This window comes from Shewanella electrica, from assembly GCF_022321485.1.
GTDB classification, from domain to species: Bacteria; Pseudomonadota; Gammaproteobacteria; order Enterobacterales; family Shewanellaceae; genus Shewanella; species Shewanella electrica.
This window is the reverse complement of the sequence record NZ_JAKOGG010000004.1, coordinates 227,920-243,582: the sequence shown is the minus strand read 5'-3', so window position 1 is coordinate 243,582 and position 15,663 is coordinate 227,920. Positions and strand designations below refer to the sequence as shown.

Sequence of the window (15,663 nt, the reverse complement as noted above, 5' to 3'; positions counted from 1 at the left end):
TAGCTTGCGCTACTGATCCGCCGTTAACCAAAGGAAAATAATAAAATGCGCAAGACGCTAATTGCCGTGATGCTCGGGCAACTGTTGCTCGTTACTGGATGTTCTCAATCTGATGAGTCTCAACAAACCACCACGAATACTGCCGCTGAAGCTCCAGCAACCTCGCCAGATACAGCACCAAATGCTCAACAAAATCCGCTGTTCACTGCCAGCCAACTGCAATATGAAGCGCCAGATTTTAGCGCGATAAAAACTGAACATTTCCAACCGGCATTAGAAGCTGGTATTGCCGCGCAGATGGAAGAAGTGCTGGCGATTGCCGAGCAAACTGACGCGCCAACTTTTGATAATACCATCGACGCACTAGAACGCTCAGGCGCCCTGCTCAGCCGTGCCTCGGCCGTGTTCTACAATCTCAGTGGTTCAAACAGCAATGAAGAGATCCGCCGCATTCAGCGCGACATGGCGCCAAAAATGGCGGCACACACGGACAATATTCATCTGAACGCTAAACTGTTCAGCCGTATCGACAGCCTGTATCAGCAACGCGAACAGCTAGAATTAACCAAAGAACAAGTGCGTTTGATTGAGGTTTACCATCAACGCTTCGTACTAGCAGGCGCGCAACTGACTGACGAACAGAAAGTGCAAATCCGCGCGCTGAACGAAGAAGAATCGACACTGACTAACGAGTTTCAACAACGTCTGTTGAAGCTGACTAAAGAAAACGCCGTATTGGTGGCGGATGTTGCCCAGCTCGACGGGCTGTCAGAAGCAGCCATTCGCAATGCCGCCAAAGATGCCAAAGACGCCGGTCATGACGGACAATATCTGCTGAACCTGACCAACACCACGCGTCAACCAATATTGGCTGAGTTGAACAATCGTGAATTGCGCGAGCAGATTTGGCTAGCGTCGTCGACTCGCGGTCTCAGCGGCGACAACGAAACCACCTCATTGGTAGCACGTTTAGCACAACTGCGCGCGCAAAAAGCTACCTTGCTAGGCTATGACAACTGGGCCACTTATCGCCTAGCGCCACAAATGGCCAAAACACCAACAGCCGTGTTTGATATGTTTGGCTCAATGGTGCCAGCGGTAGTGAAAAACACCGAGAAAGAAGCTGCCGCGATTCAAGCGATGATCACTGAAACTGGTGCCGACTTTGAATTGCAGCCGTGGGATTGGGCCTACTACGCCGAGAAAGTGCGTAAAGCGCAGTTTGATCTCGATGAAAACAGTCTCAAACCTTACTTCGAATTCAACCGCGTACTGGAAGATGGCGTGTTCTTCACCCTGAATCAGCTGTACGGCGTCACCTTTAAACCAAGACCGGACCTGCCGGTGTATCACCCAGATGTGAAAGCATGGGAGATGTTTGATGCCGATGGCAGCAGCATGGCGATTTTCTACGGCGACTACTTTGCGCGTGAAGGCAAACGTGGTGGCGCGTGGATGAGTTCGTTTGTGCGTCAAAGCGAACTGCTGAACCAAAAGCCAGTAGTCGTCAACGTGATGAACATTCAAAAGGCGCCAGACGGCGAACCAACCTTTGTTAGCTACGACCAAGTGACCACCATGTACCACGAACTTGGCCACGGCACTCATGGCATGTTCTCAAAAGTGAAATACCCAAGCTTGTCTGGCACGGCAGTATCACGTGACTTTGTTGAGTTTCCATCCACCTTTGAAGAGGACTGGGCCGGTCACCCAACCGTGCTAGCCAACTACGCAAAACACTACCAAACTGGCGAGCCATTACCGGCTGACATGCTCGATAAACTGTTGCGCTCTCGTAGCTTTAACATGGGCTTTGACACGCTGGAATATATGTCAGCGGCCTTGCTGGATCTGGAATGGCACAGCTTGAAAGCCGATACACCACTGCAAAATGTGGCAGAGTTTGAAGCAGCAGCACTGGCTAAACATGGCGTAAACCTCGCTGCGGTGCCACCACGTTATCGTTCAAGCTACTTTGCCCACGCCTTCCCCGGGGGCTACAGCGCCAGCTACTACGCCTACATGTGGAGTGAGATTTTGGCGGCGGATGCCTTTGCTTACGTGCAAACTCAAGGCGGACTTAACCGCGACATCGGCATGAAGTTCCGCAAAACGATTCGTGAAGTGGGCAACAGCGTGCCGCCGATGGAAGCTTATGAAAACTTCCGTGGTCAGCAACCCACCACTGACGGTCTGCTAAAACGTCGCGGCCTGCTGTAATCACTGGGCTAACAAGCACTTCTGTCAGCAGTGGTGCTTGAGACAAAAAGAAGCGCAGCAAAATGCTGCGCTTCTCTTTATCCGCAAGATGGCGCTAATTTATCGGCTGCTGCGGGCTTTCAACCAAAACAACGCCACAATAAACAACACACTACAGGTCGCTAAACCGGCGGCAACCGAATCAGTAAAGCCCATCACCAGATAGCCACCCACAGATAACACAGCGACCAGCAGCGCATATGGCAATTGCGTGGTTACGTGATCAATATGATGGCAGCTCGCCCCAGTGGACGACAAAATCGTGGTATCTGAAATCGGCGAGCAATGGTCACCAAATACTGAACCAGATAATACCGCCGCCATCATCGGCAATAACATTGATGCGTGACTGCCCATCGCCATATCCGCCGCAATCGGCAGCATAATGCCGAAGGTACCCCAGCTCGTTCCAGTCGCAAACGCGGTGAGCCCGGCCAGAATAAATAACGCCGCCGGTAGCAAGGCGAAAGGAATATTGCCCGAGGCAAGACTCGCCATATATTTACCGGTTTCTAAGGCGCCAATAACGCCTGAGATAGTCCATGCAAATAGCAGAATATAGATTGCAGGCAACATAGATTTCGCCCCAACCCACAGGGCGTTAGCGATACTCGCCAATGGCAAACGTTGTGCAATTGCCAATACCAACGTCATCAATAACCCAGCACAGGCGCCGTAAAACAGTGATGATGCCACATCAGTTTGTTCAAATGCGCCGATCCAGCTAAACGTTAGTCCCTTGTCAGCTAACGCATTGGCACCTGATGACAACATAAAGTAGATGGTCGCACCGACCAACACACCGATTGGTAAAAACAAGCCACGTACTTTGCCACCATCAGCCTCGCTCAGTTCCACCGCCGCTCCGGGTGGATTACCTTTGGTTTCATCAAAGAGCTGACCGCGACGAGCCGCCTGCTCATGCCGTTTCATCGGGCCAATATCTAGTTCAAAATAAGCCACCATAAACAGCAGTAGCAGTGCAAAGATGGCGTAGAAGTTCATCGGCACCATCTCCACAAAGGCAGCCAGATGACCGATATCGTCAATACCGTGTGTTGCTAAAATGCCGCCGATTAAGGCGATGATGTACGCGCCCCAGCTAGATACTGGGGAAATCACACAAACCGGTGCCGCGGTAGAATCCAGCAGGTAAGCTAACTTGGCGCGTGAGATGTAATAACGGTCGGTTAACGGCCGCGAGATGCTGCCCACCACCAAACTATTAAAATAGTCGTCAATAAAGATCACCACGCCTAAAAACATGGTGAGCATCTTGGCATCGCGGCGTTTACGGATATGCTGTTTGCCCCATTCGGCAAAAGCGCGCGCCGCACCACTGGTGGTGATCAAGGCGGTGATCATGCCAAGTAAAATCAAAAAGCCCAGCACGTACAGGTTCCAACTATTGGCTTGACCACCTTGCAAAAAATGCTCAGGGCCAGCTGTCCAAAATAGTCCAGAGACCTTTGTCGCCAAGTAACTGCCGCTGTCGATTATCGACCATTGGTTTAGCAATAAAATGCCAGCCAAGATGCCAACACCTAAAGAAACTAAAACCTTGCGGGTAACAATAGCGAGAACAATCGCGATAGTGGGGGGAAGAATAGATAATGCCGAGTCGGCATAACTGGTAATGGTCATATGTCGTTATTCTTTTTGTTAACAGTATTTGCAGAATGGAGAGCAACGGCATATCGAGGCAAAACAGCCAAACCTGATACAGTAGCGCTCCACGGGGTTGAATGCTCAACCAACCATGACAAGGCTGCCCCTATTCGACGACAGCCCCAGCAGTAGATTTGACACGTCTAGCTGCTTCGGCGCTTACTCCTTTCATGGCACATCAAACGGAATCACCTGCTTGCCATTACTCTTAGTAAGCGCACCTCTACTGTCAGCATCCAGGTTGTAGACGCTGACGCAAAAGAAAAGGCGGTTAAGGACAATCCTGAACCGCCTCTGCATTTAGCGCACAGATTAAATCATTTCTATCAAACTCGGCAAGGCTTCAAATAGATCCGCTTCTAATCCATAGTCAGCCACTTGGAAAATCGGCGCTTGTGGATCTTTGTTGATAGCAACAATCACTTTTGAGTCTTTCATACCCGCAAGATGTTGAATTGCACCAGAAATCCCCACCGCGATATACAGCGATGGCGCCACAATCTTACCGGTTTGCCCCACTTGCAGATCGTTAGCGACATAACCCGCATCTACCGCCGCGCGTGACGCCCCTACGGCACCGCCGAGTTTATCGGCCAGCTGTTCAATCAAGGCAAAGTTGGCTGCGCTGCCGAGTGCGCGTCCGCCGGAGACCACCACATTGGCACTGCTTAGCTCTGGACGCTCAGAGGCGATGGCTGTTTTACTAACAAATTCGCTCAGTGGCTCAAATACCTGTGGCAGCGTTTCGGTGACCGCATTACCGCCTTGCGCTACCGCATCGAATGCCGAACTGCGAATAGAGACCACTTTGACGGCATCTAAACTTTTTACAGTTGCCAGTGCGCTGCCCGCATAAATCGGTCGCACGAAGGTTTCACCATCAACGATTTCGACAATATCGGACACCATCGCCACGTCCAGCAAAGCAGCGGCACGTGGCAGCACATCCTTACCAAACGAGGTCGCCGCCGCCAAAATATGGCTGTAGCTGGCGGCATTCGCGGCAATAAGCTCCGCAATATTTTCCGCTTGTTGGTGTTGATAAACAGCATGTTCAGCCACGAAAACTTTACTGACGCCCGCGAGTTGGCTGGCGGCGCTGACGACGTCGGCACAATCGCTACCGGCGACTAACAGATGAATATCACCATCGAGTTGGCTAGCGGCACTCACCGCTTTCAAGGTATCTGCTTTCAGTTGATGATTGTCATGCTCTGCAATTACTAACACTGCCATATCAAATCACCTTCGCTTCATTTTTCAATTTATCGACTAACGCCGCGACAGAATCGACCATGACCCCAGCTTGTCGCGCTTTTGGTGGCGTCACACTCAATATTTGCTGATGCGTTTTCAAGGTTACGCCCAGTGACTCGGCTGTGACGGTATCGAGCGGCTTTTTCTTGGCCTTCATAATATTGGGCAAGGTCGCGTAACGCGGCTCGTTTAAGCGCAAATCGGTAGTTAATACCGCAGGCAGTGGCAATTTAACCACTTGTACGCCACCGTCCACTTCTCGGGTGACCGCAACGCCGCCATCAATCATTTCAACTTCAGAGATAAAAGTCGCTTGCGGCAATTTTCCTAATGCCGCCAACATCTGCCCAGTTTGGTTGTTGTCACCGTCAATCGATTGTTTGCCGAGGATAATCAGCTGCGCTTGCTCTTGCTGCTGTACCGCTAACAACAATTTAGCGACTGACAGCGGCACCAACTCTGCATCGGTGGTGACATGAATGGCACGGTCTGCGCCTAAGGCTAATGCCGTACGCAGTTGCTCTTGCGCCGCACTGGTGCCAATGGTTACGACGACCACTTCAGAGGCTTTACCCGCTTCTTTTAAGCGAATCGCCTCCTCTACCGCAATTTCACAAAAGGGATTCAACGCCATTTTGACGTTGGCAAGCTCAACACCGCTATGATCAGCGCTCACTCGCACCTTCACATTGGCATCGACAACCCGCTTCACTGCCACTAATACTTTCATCATTCAGTCCTTCAAGTCACCAGTGCTGTTGACGGTTACACATTATCGCTGACTTTATGTCACGTTTACGTTCACGTCAACAAGAAATCAAACAATTGTTTAACTTTAATATGCTAATACTTTATCCGCGCGGTTAAATAGTTCTAGCACTTTTAATTCTCAATTAAGCGAATTATTCCTAAAAAAATAAAAAGATCACTTTATGAAGATAATTTTATTTGATTCCAGCACATCTTATTTCTATTATTTACCCATATGTCCTTGCCAACCTTAATTAAGGGAAGAAAATTTAATGAGCGAATTTCTAGATATTTTGACCCATGGTCGCCGCTTTAAAGCTGCTGTTAAAGATTTGAGCGTAGAAGAGCTGAAATCTGTTGCAGAAAAACTTGAAAAAGTTATCGAAGAACGTGCAGAAGAAGCTAAAGAAGAAGAGAAACTGCAAGCAGCGCGTATCGCTAAGATTGAAGAGATTCGTCAGCAAATGGAATCTGTTGGTCTGTCTGTAGAAGATTTAGGCGCTACAGTGGCTAAACCAACTAAAAAACGCGCTCCACGTCCACCAAAATATCAAATTGAAGTTGATGGTGAGATGGTTACTTGGACAGGCCAAGGCCGTATGCCAACCGTGTTCAAAACTCAAGTGGACAACGGTCATTCAATGGACGAATTCCTTATCGAAAAAGCTTAATTATTCGATAAATAAAAAGCCCCAATTTGGGGCTTTTTTTATGCATTACCAAAACCAACCATAACCATTTTCCTTACATTTATCGCATAGCTTTTACATTTTGGCTAAGGTACCTTGTATGCAGTTTCATGCTACATATTTTAGGGGTCTATGCTTAGATGAAAATATCACTACTTCCAATCGCGCTGCTATCAGCGGCAAGCTCGATTGCCTACGCTGGAGACGGGCAACAGAACGACAATACGCCCAAGCTCACCGCGTTGACCCACGCCACCGTGGTGCTGGCACCGGGAAAACAACTCAGCAACGCAACCGTGTTGATCGAAAACAATCGAATTAAAGCCATTGTTAAAGACAATGATGTTCCAGCCGGTGCCTTCACCATTAATCTAAATGGTTACACGGTTTATCCGGGTTTTATTGATCCCTATACCAATTACGGTATTGAATATACGCCAGAAAAACAAACCTATGAGCCACCGATATATGAGATAAAACGTATTGGCGGTAATGCGGCTAACGGCGCAATTCATGCAGAAAAAGAGTGGTTTAGTTATATCTATCCTAACGATAAAGATGCACAAAAATGGCGCTGCAACGGTTTTACCAGTGTGCAAAGTGCCGTTATGGATGGCATATTTCGCGGCACTGGTGTGAGTGTTTCATTGGCCAATAAAACCGCCAATCAAGTGATTTATAAAGCACGCACTCATCACTTTATCTCTTTTGATAAAGGTAGCTCGCCACAGGATTATCCCGACTCATTAATGGGCAGCATGGCGTTAATAAGACAAACATTTAGTGATGCGCGCTGGTATAACGAAAGTGTGGCTAAAGCAAAATCTTACCCTGAGATTGCCGCCCCCGAGTTTAATATTGCCCTTGAGGCGTTGGCGAATGTTAAACAAACCGGTGCCATATTTGCCGCCGATGACCTGAATAGTGAACTACGTGCCGCCAAATTATTGAATGAAGAAAATTTACCGGTGCACTTATTAGGTAATGGTCAGGAATATGCGCGTATTGATGAGTTACAGCAGTATCGGCCGCAATTGATTGTACCGCTAAACTACCCAGCAGCACCGGATGTTACCGCCGAAGAAAGTGCTAACAACACTAGCTTAGCAAGTCTACGTCACTGGGAGCGCGCCCCAAGCAACGCTGCCACCATTGCCGCTCATAAAATTCCGTTCGCCTTCACGCAATATGGCATTGATGCCGATGCCTTTTGGCCTCGCTTAAAAATGGCGGTCGCGGCTGGATTATCCGAACAACAAGCCCTCGCAGCACTGACCACCGATGCGGCCGCAGCGGCAGGTATCGACAATATGGTGGGTAAAATCGCCCCCGGCTACATGGCAGACCTCGTCATCGCCAAAGGCAATTTGTTTACAGACGGTCATATTGTCAGCGTATGGACTCAAGGTGAAGAGCACAAGCTGCTGCCATCAGGCCATGTTTGGCAAGGCGAATACCAACTCAGGGTTGGTGAACTGGAACTAACACTCAACCTCAACGTGCCAGCAAAAGGCAGTGTTACCGGCACCCTCACCGCTGGAGATGAAGACGTTCAGCTACAGCACCTGCAAGCCGATGAACAACGGGTGTCATTTAGTGCCGAGTTAAGCCAAGCTGGATTAACTGGCGTCAGCAGAATGAGCCTGTGGCGTGATCAACAAGGCATTCAAGGCCGCTTGATTACTGCTGATGGTAGTGTCGAACCGATTAATGGCCAAGTTCAAGCAACAACAGCCAACGACACAACCAGTAACACTCCACCAGCGCCAAGCTACGCCAGCAAGCTGGTACATCCGCTGCAAGCATTTGGCGTGGAACAACTGCCGCAACAGGAAAATCTGCTGTTCAAACATGCCACCGTGTGGACCTCGGCTGCACAAGGCGTTTTGCCAGACACGGACGTACTGGTCACCAAAGGTAAAATCCGCCGTATCGGCAAAGATCTCGATGCACCATCAGGCTACCAAGTGATTGATGCCACCGGTTTGCACCTGACGGCAGGGATTATTGACGAACACTCGCACATTGCTATCAATGGCGGCGTGAACGAAGGCACCGATGCGGTTACCGCAGAAGTGCGCATCGGTGATGTGGTCGACCCGAATGCCGTAGCGATTTATCGTTCACTGGCAGGCGGGGTGACCACCGCTAACCTGCTGCACGGCAGTGCCAACCCGATTGGCGGCCAGTCACAAGTGATTCAATTACGTTGGGGCGAAACCGCCGAAGGGCTCAAATTTGAACAGGCGCGCCCCGGTATCAAATTTGCGCTGGGTGAAAACGTTAAGCAGAGTAACTGGGGCGAACGCTTTACCAAGCGTTTTCCACAAACCCGCATGGGCGTGAAAGCCCTGTTTACCGATGCCTTTAACGCCGCCCGTGAATACCATGAGCAACGCGATGATTATGCAGAGCTGCGCTCACGCGACAAACGTAAAACGCTAGAGCCTCGCCCTAACCTGCGTTTAGAAGCAGTTGAACAGGTGCTCAATAGTCAGCGCGATGTACATATTCACTCTTATGTGCAGTCAGAAATTTTGATGTTCCTGCGTTTAGCCGAGCAGTTCGATTTTCGCGTCAAAACCTTCACCCACGTGCTTGAAGGCTACAAAGTCGCGCCAGAATTAGCAGCCCATGGTGCCATGGCCTCAACCTTTGCCGATTGGTGGGCTTATAAGTTCGAAGTGTATGACGCGATTCCACAAAACGCCTGTTTAATGGCCCGCAAAGGCGTGGTTACCTCGATCAACTCCGATGACAACGAGATGCAGCGGCGCCTCAACCAAGAGGCCGCCAAGTCGATCATGTATTGCGATATGCCACCGGAAGAAGCATGGAAGATGGTTACCATTAATCCGGCCAAGCAGCTTGGCGTTGACCAACTGACCGGCTCCATCGAAGAAGGCAAACAAGCTGACTTAGTGCTGTGGGATCATAATCCGCTGTCTGCTTACGCCAAAACGCAAGCGGTATGGATTGACGGTAAACGCTATTTTGACCGCGCCGCCGATGAGCAACGCACACAAGCTATCGCCGTAGAAAAAGCCGCGCTGATCCAAAAAGTGCTCAGCAGCGATGATGCGCGCAAACAGGGCGAAACCAGCCGCAAACCACCCGAGCCAATCTGGCATTGTGATACCGATTTCCACGCATGGAACCAGCAGCAGGAGGCTCTATGATGCGCTTATCCATAACCATTGCCTTTATTATGGGCGCAGTATGTAGTGCACAGGCGCACGACATGGTGCCAGCCGCGCCACAAAGCCAACCGATACTGGTGAAAAATGCCACACTGCATACCGTGCTCAATGGCGTGCAACCGCAAACCGACTTGCTACTAAAAGACGGTAAAATTGCCGCCATTGGCCAACAGCTCAGTGCCGACAATGCCACCGTCATTGATGCCAGCGGCAAACATGTCTATCCGGGATTAGTCGCGTTAGACACCACCTTGGGTTTAGTGGAGATCTCTTACGTTCGCTCCACTGATGATACGGAAGATGTCGGTACCGATAATCCACAACTGGAGGCGGGAGCCGCATTCAATCCCGACTCGGAGTTAATCCCCACCGTGCGCGCCAATGGCATTGCTTACGCACAAGTGGTGCCACGCGGTGATGGGCTGGCAGGACAATCTACGCTGGTCAATCTTGACAGTTGGACCATAGAAGACGCAGTGCATCGAGCCGCGGTGCAAGTGCATCTCAACTGGCCCACCATGCCACGTTGGGGCGTCAAAACCGACGAGCAAAAAGCCAAAGCGAAAGCCGCTTATGAACAAAAAATCAAAGATATCGATCAACACTTTCAGTCCGCCTATCGTTACGCCCTAGCGGCCAAAGCGAAGCAGATAAAAACGCCCGATGAACGTTGGCAAGCGATGCTGTCGCTGTTTGATGGCAGTGGTAAGTTGTTTGTCCATGCCGACAAACAACAAGCGATTGAAGACGCAGCCGCTATCGCCAAAAAATATCAGCTATCGCTGGTGATTGTGGGCGGTTATGATGCGTGGCGCTCCGCGGATGTGCTCAATGAAATGCACGCCAGCGTGGTTTACACCCATATGTTGGATCTGCCAGAGCGTAGCGATGAGCCCATCGGCCAAGCCTTTAAAATTCCAGCATTATTGAAATCGGCGGGTATTCCGTTCGCCATTGGTTTCAGTGATGATTGGGACAGTCGCAACCTGCCACTGGCCGCTGCACAAACTGTGGCGTGGGGCTTAACCACTGACGAAGCGCTAAAAGCGATTACCTTAGATGCGGCCAAGATCGTTGGCGCATCAGATTTAGGCGCGTTAGCCGTGGGTTATGCCGGTTCCATTGTCATCAGCAGTGGCGATATTCTCGACCCTGCATTTGGCAAAATTGAAGCGCTTTATATCGACGGGCGTAAAGTTGATTTGAACAATCGCCACCGTCAGCTTTATCATAAATACCTTACTCGCTAGAGTACCCTGGCTTATGTAGCTCCCCAGAACACTGGGGAGCATTTCAAAAGGTACTCAACTACTTAGAGGCCGCTAGCCATGAAAGTCGCTTTTCCCGTTGTATCACTCTCTCTGCTGTTACTCAGTGGCTGTAGTAATTACACCTTTCATTCCAATCTCGACAAAGATGAGATCAATAACTACTTCAAACCATCGCAAGTCACCTTGTACGAAAACCGCATGCCTGATGCACCGTACACCGCACTGGGGATGATTGAAGGCACCGATTGCCAAATTGATGAAAATGCCTCACCCGCCAGCGTTGCCAACGCACGGACCGATGCTCGCCGTAAAGCGGCCGATAAAAATGCCAACGGCATTATCATGCAAAAATGCGCTGCTATTCCTGAGCCAGCAGAAGGCTGTTTTACCCGTACTTTGTGTATTGGCCAAGCCATCAAAGTTAGCGGCCAATAATTAGCGGTGATTTGATTGACCACAGAACATTTTGAAAACCGCATCGAAGCGGTGGCGTTTTGTCGCACCCCATACAAACAAAAGTTTGGTATTCCACGTCAGCCCGGTTTAGTCGACTTTATCCGCGGCTATGTGGAATTAGTTCCGCCCTATAATCACCTCGACGCCGTGCGCGGCTTGGAGCAGTACAGCCATTTGTGGTTGCTGTTCTCCTTTCATGAAAACCTGGCCCAAGGCTGGAAAACCACCGTGCGACCACCACGGTTAGGCGGCAATGAAAAACTCGGCGTATTCGCCACCCGCTCGACTTTCCGCCCCAACGGCATTGGTCAATCGGTGGTGAAGTTGCATGGCGTGCGCCAACACAAAGGCAAAGTGCAGCTGGAAATTTCCGGCATGGACTTGCTCGACGGCACGCCGATTATCGACATCAAACCCTATATTCCGTTTTCCGACGCCATCACCTCAGCGCACGCGGGCATTGCCCAAGAGCCGCCGGTAGAAGTAGCAGTCAGTTTTAATGAGTTAGCCAAAACTAAGCTGGCTAAATTGGATAATCAGTACCCACATCTGGCCGAGTTGATCAGCGCAGTATTGGCGCAAGATCCACGTCCAGCCTACAAAAAGGCCAAAGATGATCCTAAGCGCTACCAAGTGGCACTGTATGATCTGGACATCTTTTGGTTTGCTCGTGAACACGGCATTGAGGTGGTAGATATTGTTGATGCGCCGCTGCAACGCCTAGCTGCGCCAGAGGAAGCCAACTGATGCCCGCTGCCAAGCCCACAGCTGACGACTACATTGCCCAGCACAAACAGCGCCTAAGTTGGATGCCGTGGCTGTGGTATCGCTTGAAGCCGAAACATCTGCTTTGGGCTAAGCCGTGGCAGCAGCAGATCCAAGCCGAGCTACAGCAACTGGAAACCGTCACCATAGGTGACAACTGCTTTATCGCGCCAGAAGCACAACTGTTTGGTGAACCCAATCGTGGCATCAGCATTGGCAATCAGTGCATGATTGCCGCCAACTGCTTTTTACATGGGCCGATCACTATCGGTAACGAAGTCAGCATCAACCACGGTTGCTCACTCGATGGCGGCGGCAAAGGGCTGATCATTGGCGACCAAACCCGTATTGCCAATAACGTCACCATCTACGCCTTTAACCACGGCATGGCACCGGATATGCCGATTTACCAGCAGAGTAGCCAATCTCAGGGCGTAGTCATTGGCCGCGATGTGTGGATTGGCGCCCAAGTTGGCATTGTCGATGGCGTCACCATTGGCGACCATGCCGTGATTGGCATGGGGGCGATTGTCACTAAAGATGTACCCGCTTACGCCATCATGGCTGGCAACCCGGCGCACATCATTGGTGATCGCCGCGATAAACCCGCGACCAAAGCGGATAGTCAGCAGCACAGCACTGACTAAGTTGCTTTGACCGCGAATTAATAACACCGATACACGAAAAAATTGCGTCTAAGCCGCCAGCGTTGGGTGACAAGCTCAAAGCAGGTGATAAAATGGCGCCCATCAAAATCACATGGGACTTTAGGTAAATGCGAATTAGCCAATACCTGCTATCAACACAGAAAGAAACCCCTGCCAACGCAGAAGTTATCAGTCATCAACTTATGCTGCGCGCCGGTATGATCCGTCGTAACGCTGCTGGTCTTTATAGCTGGTTGCCGAGTGGCTTGCGTGTACTGCGCAAAGTCGAAGCCATCGTGCGCGATGAGATGGAAAAAGCTGGCGCCGTTGAAATTCTGATGCCGATGGTACAACCGGGTGACTTGTGGGTTGAATCAGGCCGTTGGGATAAGTTTGGCCCTGAGCTGCTGCGTTTTGTTGACCGTAACAATCGTGACTTCGTACTCGGCCCAACGCACGAAGAAGTGATCACTGACTTAGTCCGTAAAGAGATCAGCTCATACAAGCAGTTACCACTAACCCTGTATCAAATCCAAACCAAATTCCGTGACGAAGTCCGTCCACGTTTTGGGGTAATGCGCGCCCGTGAATTCCTGATGAAAGATGGTTACTCATTCCATCTGGATAAAGAAACTCTGGATGCCACTTACCAAGCAATGTTCCAAGCCTACTCCAACATTTTGGCGCGTTTAGGGCTGGAATTCCGTCCAGTATTGGCCGATACCGGTTCTATCGGTGGCAGCATGTCACACGAGTTCCACGTATTGGCACAAAGCGGTGAAGACTTGCTGGCTTACTCCACTGGTAGCGATTACGCTGCTAACATCGAGAAAGCTGAAGCACCACTGCCGACCAGCACACGTGCTGCAGCAACAAAAGAGATGAGCTTGGTGGATACACCAAACGCTAAAACCATTGAAGAGCTGGTTGAACAGTTCGGTTTAACGATTGAGAAAACCGTGAAAACCCTGATCGTCCGTGGCGACACTGAAGAAGCGCCATTGGTTGCGCTGCTGGTACGTGGCGATCACGAACTGAACGAAACCAAAGCCGACAAACTGCCGGGCGTATTGTCGCCGCTGGAATTTGCCACTGAAGAAGAGATCCGTGCCGCCATTGGCGCAGGCCCTGGTTCATTAGGCCCAATAGGTCTGAACATGCCAGTATTTATCGACCACTCAGTGGCGGTAATGAGCGACTTCGGCGCCGGTGCTAACCAAGACGGTAAACACTACTTCGGTATCAACTGGGATCGCGATGTGACCATGCCACAAGCGGCTGATATCCGTAACGTGATTGAAGGCGAACCAACACCAGATGGCAAAGGCACTTACGCCTTTGCGCGCGGTATTGAAGTGGGCCACATCTTCCAATTGGGCACACGCTATTCACAAGCGATGAACGCCACCGTATTGGATGAAAACGGTAAAGCACAAACCTTGCTGATGGGTTGTTACGGTGTGGGCGTGAGCCGTATCGTGGCTGCCGCTATCGAACAGAACCACGACGACCGCGGTATCATTTGGCCTGATGCGATTGCACCGTTCAAAGTGGGCATTCTGCCAATGAACATGCACAAGTCACATCGCGTGACCGATATTGCTGAGAAGCTGTATCAAGACCTTGCAGACGCGGGTATTGAAGTGATGTTCGATGACCGTAAAGAACGCCCAGGTGTGATGTTTGCCGATATGGAATTGATTGGTATTCCGCACACCATCGTGATTGGCGACCGCAACATCGACAACGGCATGTTTGAATACAAAAACCGCCGCACCGGTGAGAAACAAGACGTACCGATGGACCAAATTGTTGAGTTCATCAAAAACGCAGTATGCTAATTCGCTGACGCATTAAGCAATGCTGATAAAACGCCCCGCTTGCCGGGGCGTTTTTATTTGCACCATCTCACAAATTCAGCATAAAAAAATGCAGCCAGTTGGCTGCATTTTTCATCAATATCGACGCTTAAGCTTGGGTATCAACGCTGGCACTTTGGCCGCCTTGAGACACCATCACCATTGCTGGGCGCAACAGACGCTCATTCAGCAGGTAACCTTTTTGCATCACCAACATTACGGTGTTGGCCGGATATTCAGCGCTTGGCTGCATGCCAATCGCTTGGTGTTGATCAGGGTTAAATGGCTCACCCACTGGGTTAACTGCTTTAACACCAAACTTCTCAACCGCACTGATAAAGGTTTTCAGCGTCAGCTCCACACCTTCAAATAGTGGTTTGCTCGCTTCATCGGCACTGTCTGCGCCAGCCAGCGCACGCTCTAGGTTGTCGATAACCGGCAGTAGCTCGTTAGCAAACTTTTCCAAAGCAAATTTGTGTGCTTTTTCAACATCTAATGCCGCACGGCGGCGCACGTTTTCTGCTTCAGCAGCGGCGCGCAGTACCGAATCTTTTTGTTCGGCCACTTTGGCTTCGGCTTCAGCGACTGCTTGTTCCAACTCTTCAATACGGAAGTTTGCTTGGGTCAGCTCGTCAATCACGTCAGCGACGTTTTCACCAACAGTTTCGGCGGCGCTTGCTTCAGTTTGTTGAACAGTTTCTACCACTTCTTCAACCTGCTCTTGTCCTGCTTTTGATGACTCGTTGCTCATTTTCACTCCAGCTAAAAATGCTTTGTTTCTGCATACTCTGCGCATATTATGGGGATCAATTTAGCTGTTTCAACCCTAGGCTCGTTAATTT

The 15,663-nt window shown here is 50.3% G+C and carries 12 protein-coding genes and 1 riboswitch; of the genes, 8 read left to right on the top strand and 4 right to left on the bottom strand.

All coding sequences use genetic code 11. The annotated features are described in order from the left end of the window. Positions 1–45 precede the first annotated feature (45 nt). Positions 46–2,220 (top strand): M3 family metallopeptidase, encoded by a 2,175-nt coding sequence (locus tag L9G74_RS07995; RefSeq protein WP_238895776.1) that lies wholly within the window; start codon positions 46–48, stop codon positions 2,218–2,220. Between the two features lie 99 nt (positions 2,221–2,319). Here the strand turns inward: L9G74_RS07995 and L9G74_RS07990 are convergent, their stop codons facing one another. The 3 genes from L9G74_RS07990 to L9G74_RS07980 form a co-directional block, all read right to left on the bottom strand. Then, complete coding sequence (locus L9G74_RS07990; RefSeq protein WP_238895775.1) at positions 2,320–3,903, bottom strand: Na+/H+ antiporter NhaC family protein; 1,584 nt, start codon at positions 3,901–3,903, stop codon at positions 2,320–2,322. A 74-nt stretch (positions 3,904–3,977) separates the two neighbouring features. Continuing rightward, a riboswitch (Lysine riboswitch) is annotated at positions 3,978–4,161 on the bottom strand. 78 nt (positions 4,162–4,239) lie between these two features. Beyond that, a complete protein-coding gene (locus L9G74_RS07985) occupies positions 4,240–5,163 on the bottom strand; it encodes an electron transfer flavoprotein subunit alpha/FixB family protein (RefSeq protein ID WP_238895774.1) in 924 nt (307 codons plus the stop codon). Between the two features lies 1 nt (position 5,164). Continuing rightward, positions 5,165–5,914, bottom strand: coding sequence for an electron transfer flavoprotein subunit beta/FixA family protein (locus tag L9G74_RS07980; protein ID WP_238895957.1), 750 nt, complete (start codon positions 5,912–5,914; stop codon positions 5,165–5,167). Positions 5,915–6,206: 292 nt separating this feature from the next. Between L9G74_RS07980 and L9G74_RS07975 the strand changes: the two genes are divergently transcribed. From L9G74_RS07975 to L9G74_RS07945, 7 genes are all read left to right on the top strand, one after another. Continuing rightward, entirely contained in the window at positions 6,207–6,605 is a 399-nt protein-coding gene (locus tag L9G74_RS07975) for an H-NS histone family protein (protein WP_238895773.1), read from the top strand. Positions 6,606–6,763: 158 nt separating this feature from the next. Further along, entirely contained in the window at positions 6,764–9,802 is a 3,039-nt protein-coding gene (locus tag L9G74_RS07970) for an amidohydrolase family protein (protein ID WP_238895772.1), read from the top strand. Beyond that, positions 9,799–11,073: an amidohydrolase family protein gene (locus tag L9G74_RS07965; protein WP_238895771.1), complete on the top strand. Its 1,275-nt coding sequence runs from the start codon at positions 9,799–9,801 to the stop codon at positions 11,071–11,073. Before L9G74_RS07970 ends, L9G74_RS07965 begins: the two co-directional genes overlap by 4 nt. Before the next feature lie 78 nt (positions 11,074–11,151). Beyond that, complete coding sequence (gene rcsF, locus L9G74_RS07960; RefSeq protein ID WP_238895770.1) at positions 11,152–11,529, top strand: Rcs stress response system protein RcsF; 378 nt, start codon at positions 11,152–11,154, stop codon at positions 11,527–11,529. Positions 11,530–11,544: 15 nt separating this feature from the next. After that, on the top strand, positions 11,545–12,297 hold the full coding sequence (gene tsaA / locus L9G74_RS07955; protein ID WP_238895769.1) for a tRNA (N6-threonylcarbamoyladenosine(37)-N6)-methyltransferase TrmO: 753 nt from the start codon (positions 11,545–11,547) through the stop codon (positions 12,295–12,297). Beyond that, entirely contained in the window at positions 12,297–12,962 is a 666-nt protein-coding gene (locus tag L9G74_RS07950) for an acyltransferase (RefSeq protein ID WP_238895768.1), read from the top strand. The genes tsaA and L9G74_RS07950 overlap by 1 nt, the downstream gene beginning before the upstream one ends. 128 nt (positions 12,963–13,090) lie before the next feature. Beyond that, a complete protein-coding gene (locus L9G74_RS07945) occupies positions 13,091–14,803 on the top strand; it encodes a proline--tRNA ligase (protein ID WP_238895767.1) in 1,713 nt (570 codons plus the stop codon). A 127-nt stretch (positions 14,804–14,930) separates the two neighbouring features. Here the strand turns inward: L9G74_RS07945 and grpE are convergent, their stop codons facing one another. Then, the gene (grpE, locus tag L9G74_RS07940; RefSeq protein ID WP_238895766.1) at positions 14,931–15,572 is read right to left on the bottom strand and encodes a nucleotide exchange factor GrpE; all 642 of its coding nucleotides are present in this window, start codon (positions 15,570–15,572) and stop codon (positions 14,931–14,933) included. Between the last annotated feature and the right edge of the window lie 91 nt (positions 15,573–15,663).

Bases quoted from the DNA above. Each gene is read 5' to 3' on its own strand.
- L9G74_RS07975 (WP_238895773.1), top strand. From the start codon at position 6,207: ATGAGCGAATTTCTAGATATTTTGACCCATGGTCGCCGCTTTAAAGCT.
- L9G74_RS07995 (WP_238895776.1), top strand. From the start codon at position 46: ATGCGCAAGACGCTAATTGCCGTGATGCTCGGGCAACTGTTGCTCGTT.
- grpE (WP_238895766.1), bottom strand. From the start codon at position 15,572: ATGAGCAACGAGTCATCAAAAGCAGGACAAGAGCAGGTTGAAGAAGTG.
- rcsF (WP_238895770.1), top strand. From the start codon at position 11,152: ATGAAAGTCGCTTTTCCCGTTGTATCACTCTCTCTGCTGTTACTCAGT.
- L9G74_RS07985 (WP_238895774.1), bottom strand. From the start codon at position 5,163: ATGGCAGTGTTAGTAATTGCAGAGCATGACAATCATCAACTGAAAGCA.
- L9G74_RS07950 (WP_238895768.1), top strand. From the start codon at position 12,297: ATGCCCGCTGCCAAGCCCACAGCTGACGACTACATTGCCCAGCACAAA.
- L9G74_RS07965 (WP_238895771.1), top strand. From the start codon at position 9,799: ATGATGCGCTTATCCATAACCATTGCCTTTATTATGGGCGCAGTATGT.
- L9G74_RS07990 (WP_238895775.1), bottom strand. From the start codon at position 3,903: ATGACCATTACCAGTTATGCCGACTCGGCATTATCTATTCTTCCCCCC.
- L9G74_RS07945 (WP_238895767.1), top strand. From the start codon at position 13,091: ATGCGAATTAGCCAATACCTGCTATCAACACAGAAAGAAACCCCTGCC.
- L9G74_RS07970 (WP_238895772.1), top strand. From the start codon at position 6,764: ATGAAAATATCACTACTTCCAATCGCGCTGCTATCAGCGGCAAGCTCG.
- L9G74_RS07980 (WP_238895957.1), bottom strand. From the start codon at position 5,914: ATGAAAGTATTAGTGGCAGTGAAGCGGGTTGTCGATGCCAATGTGAAG.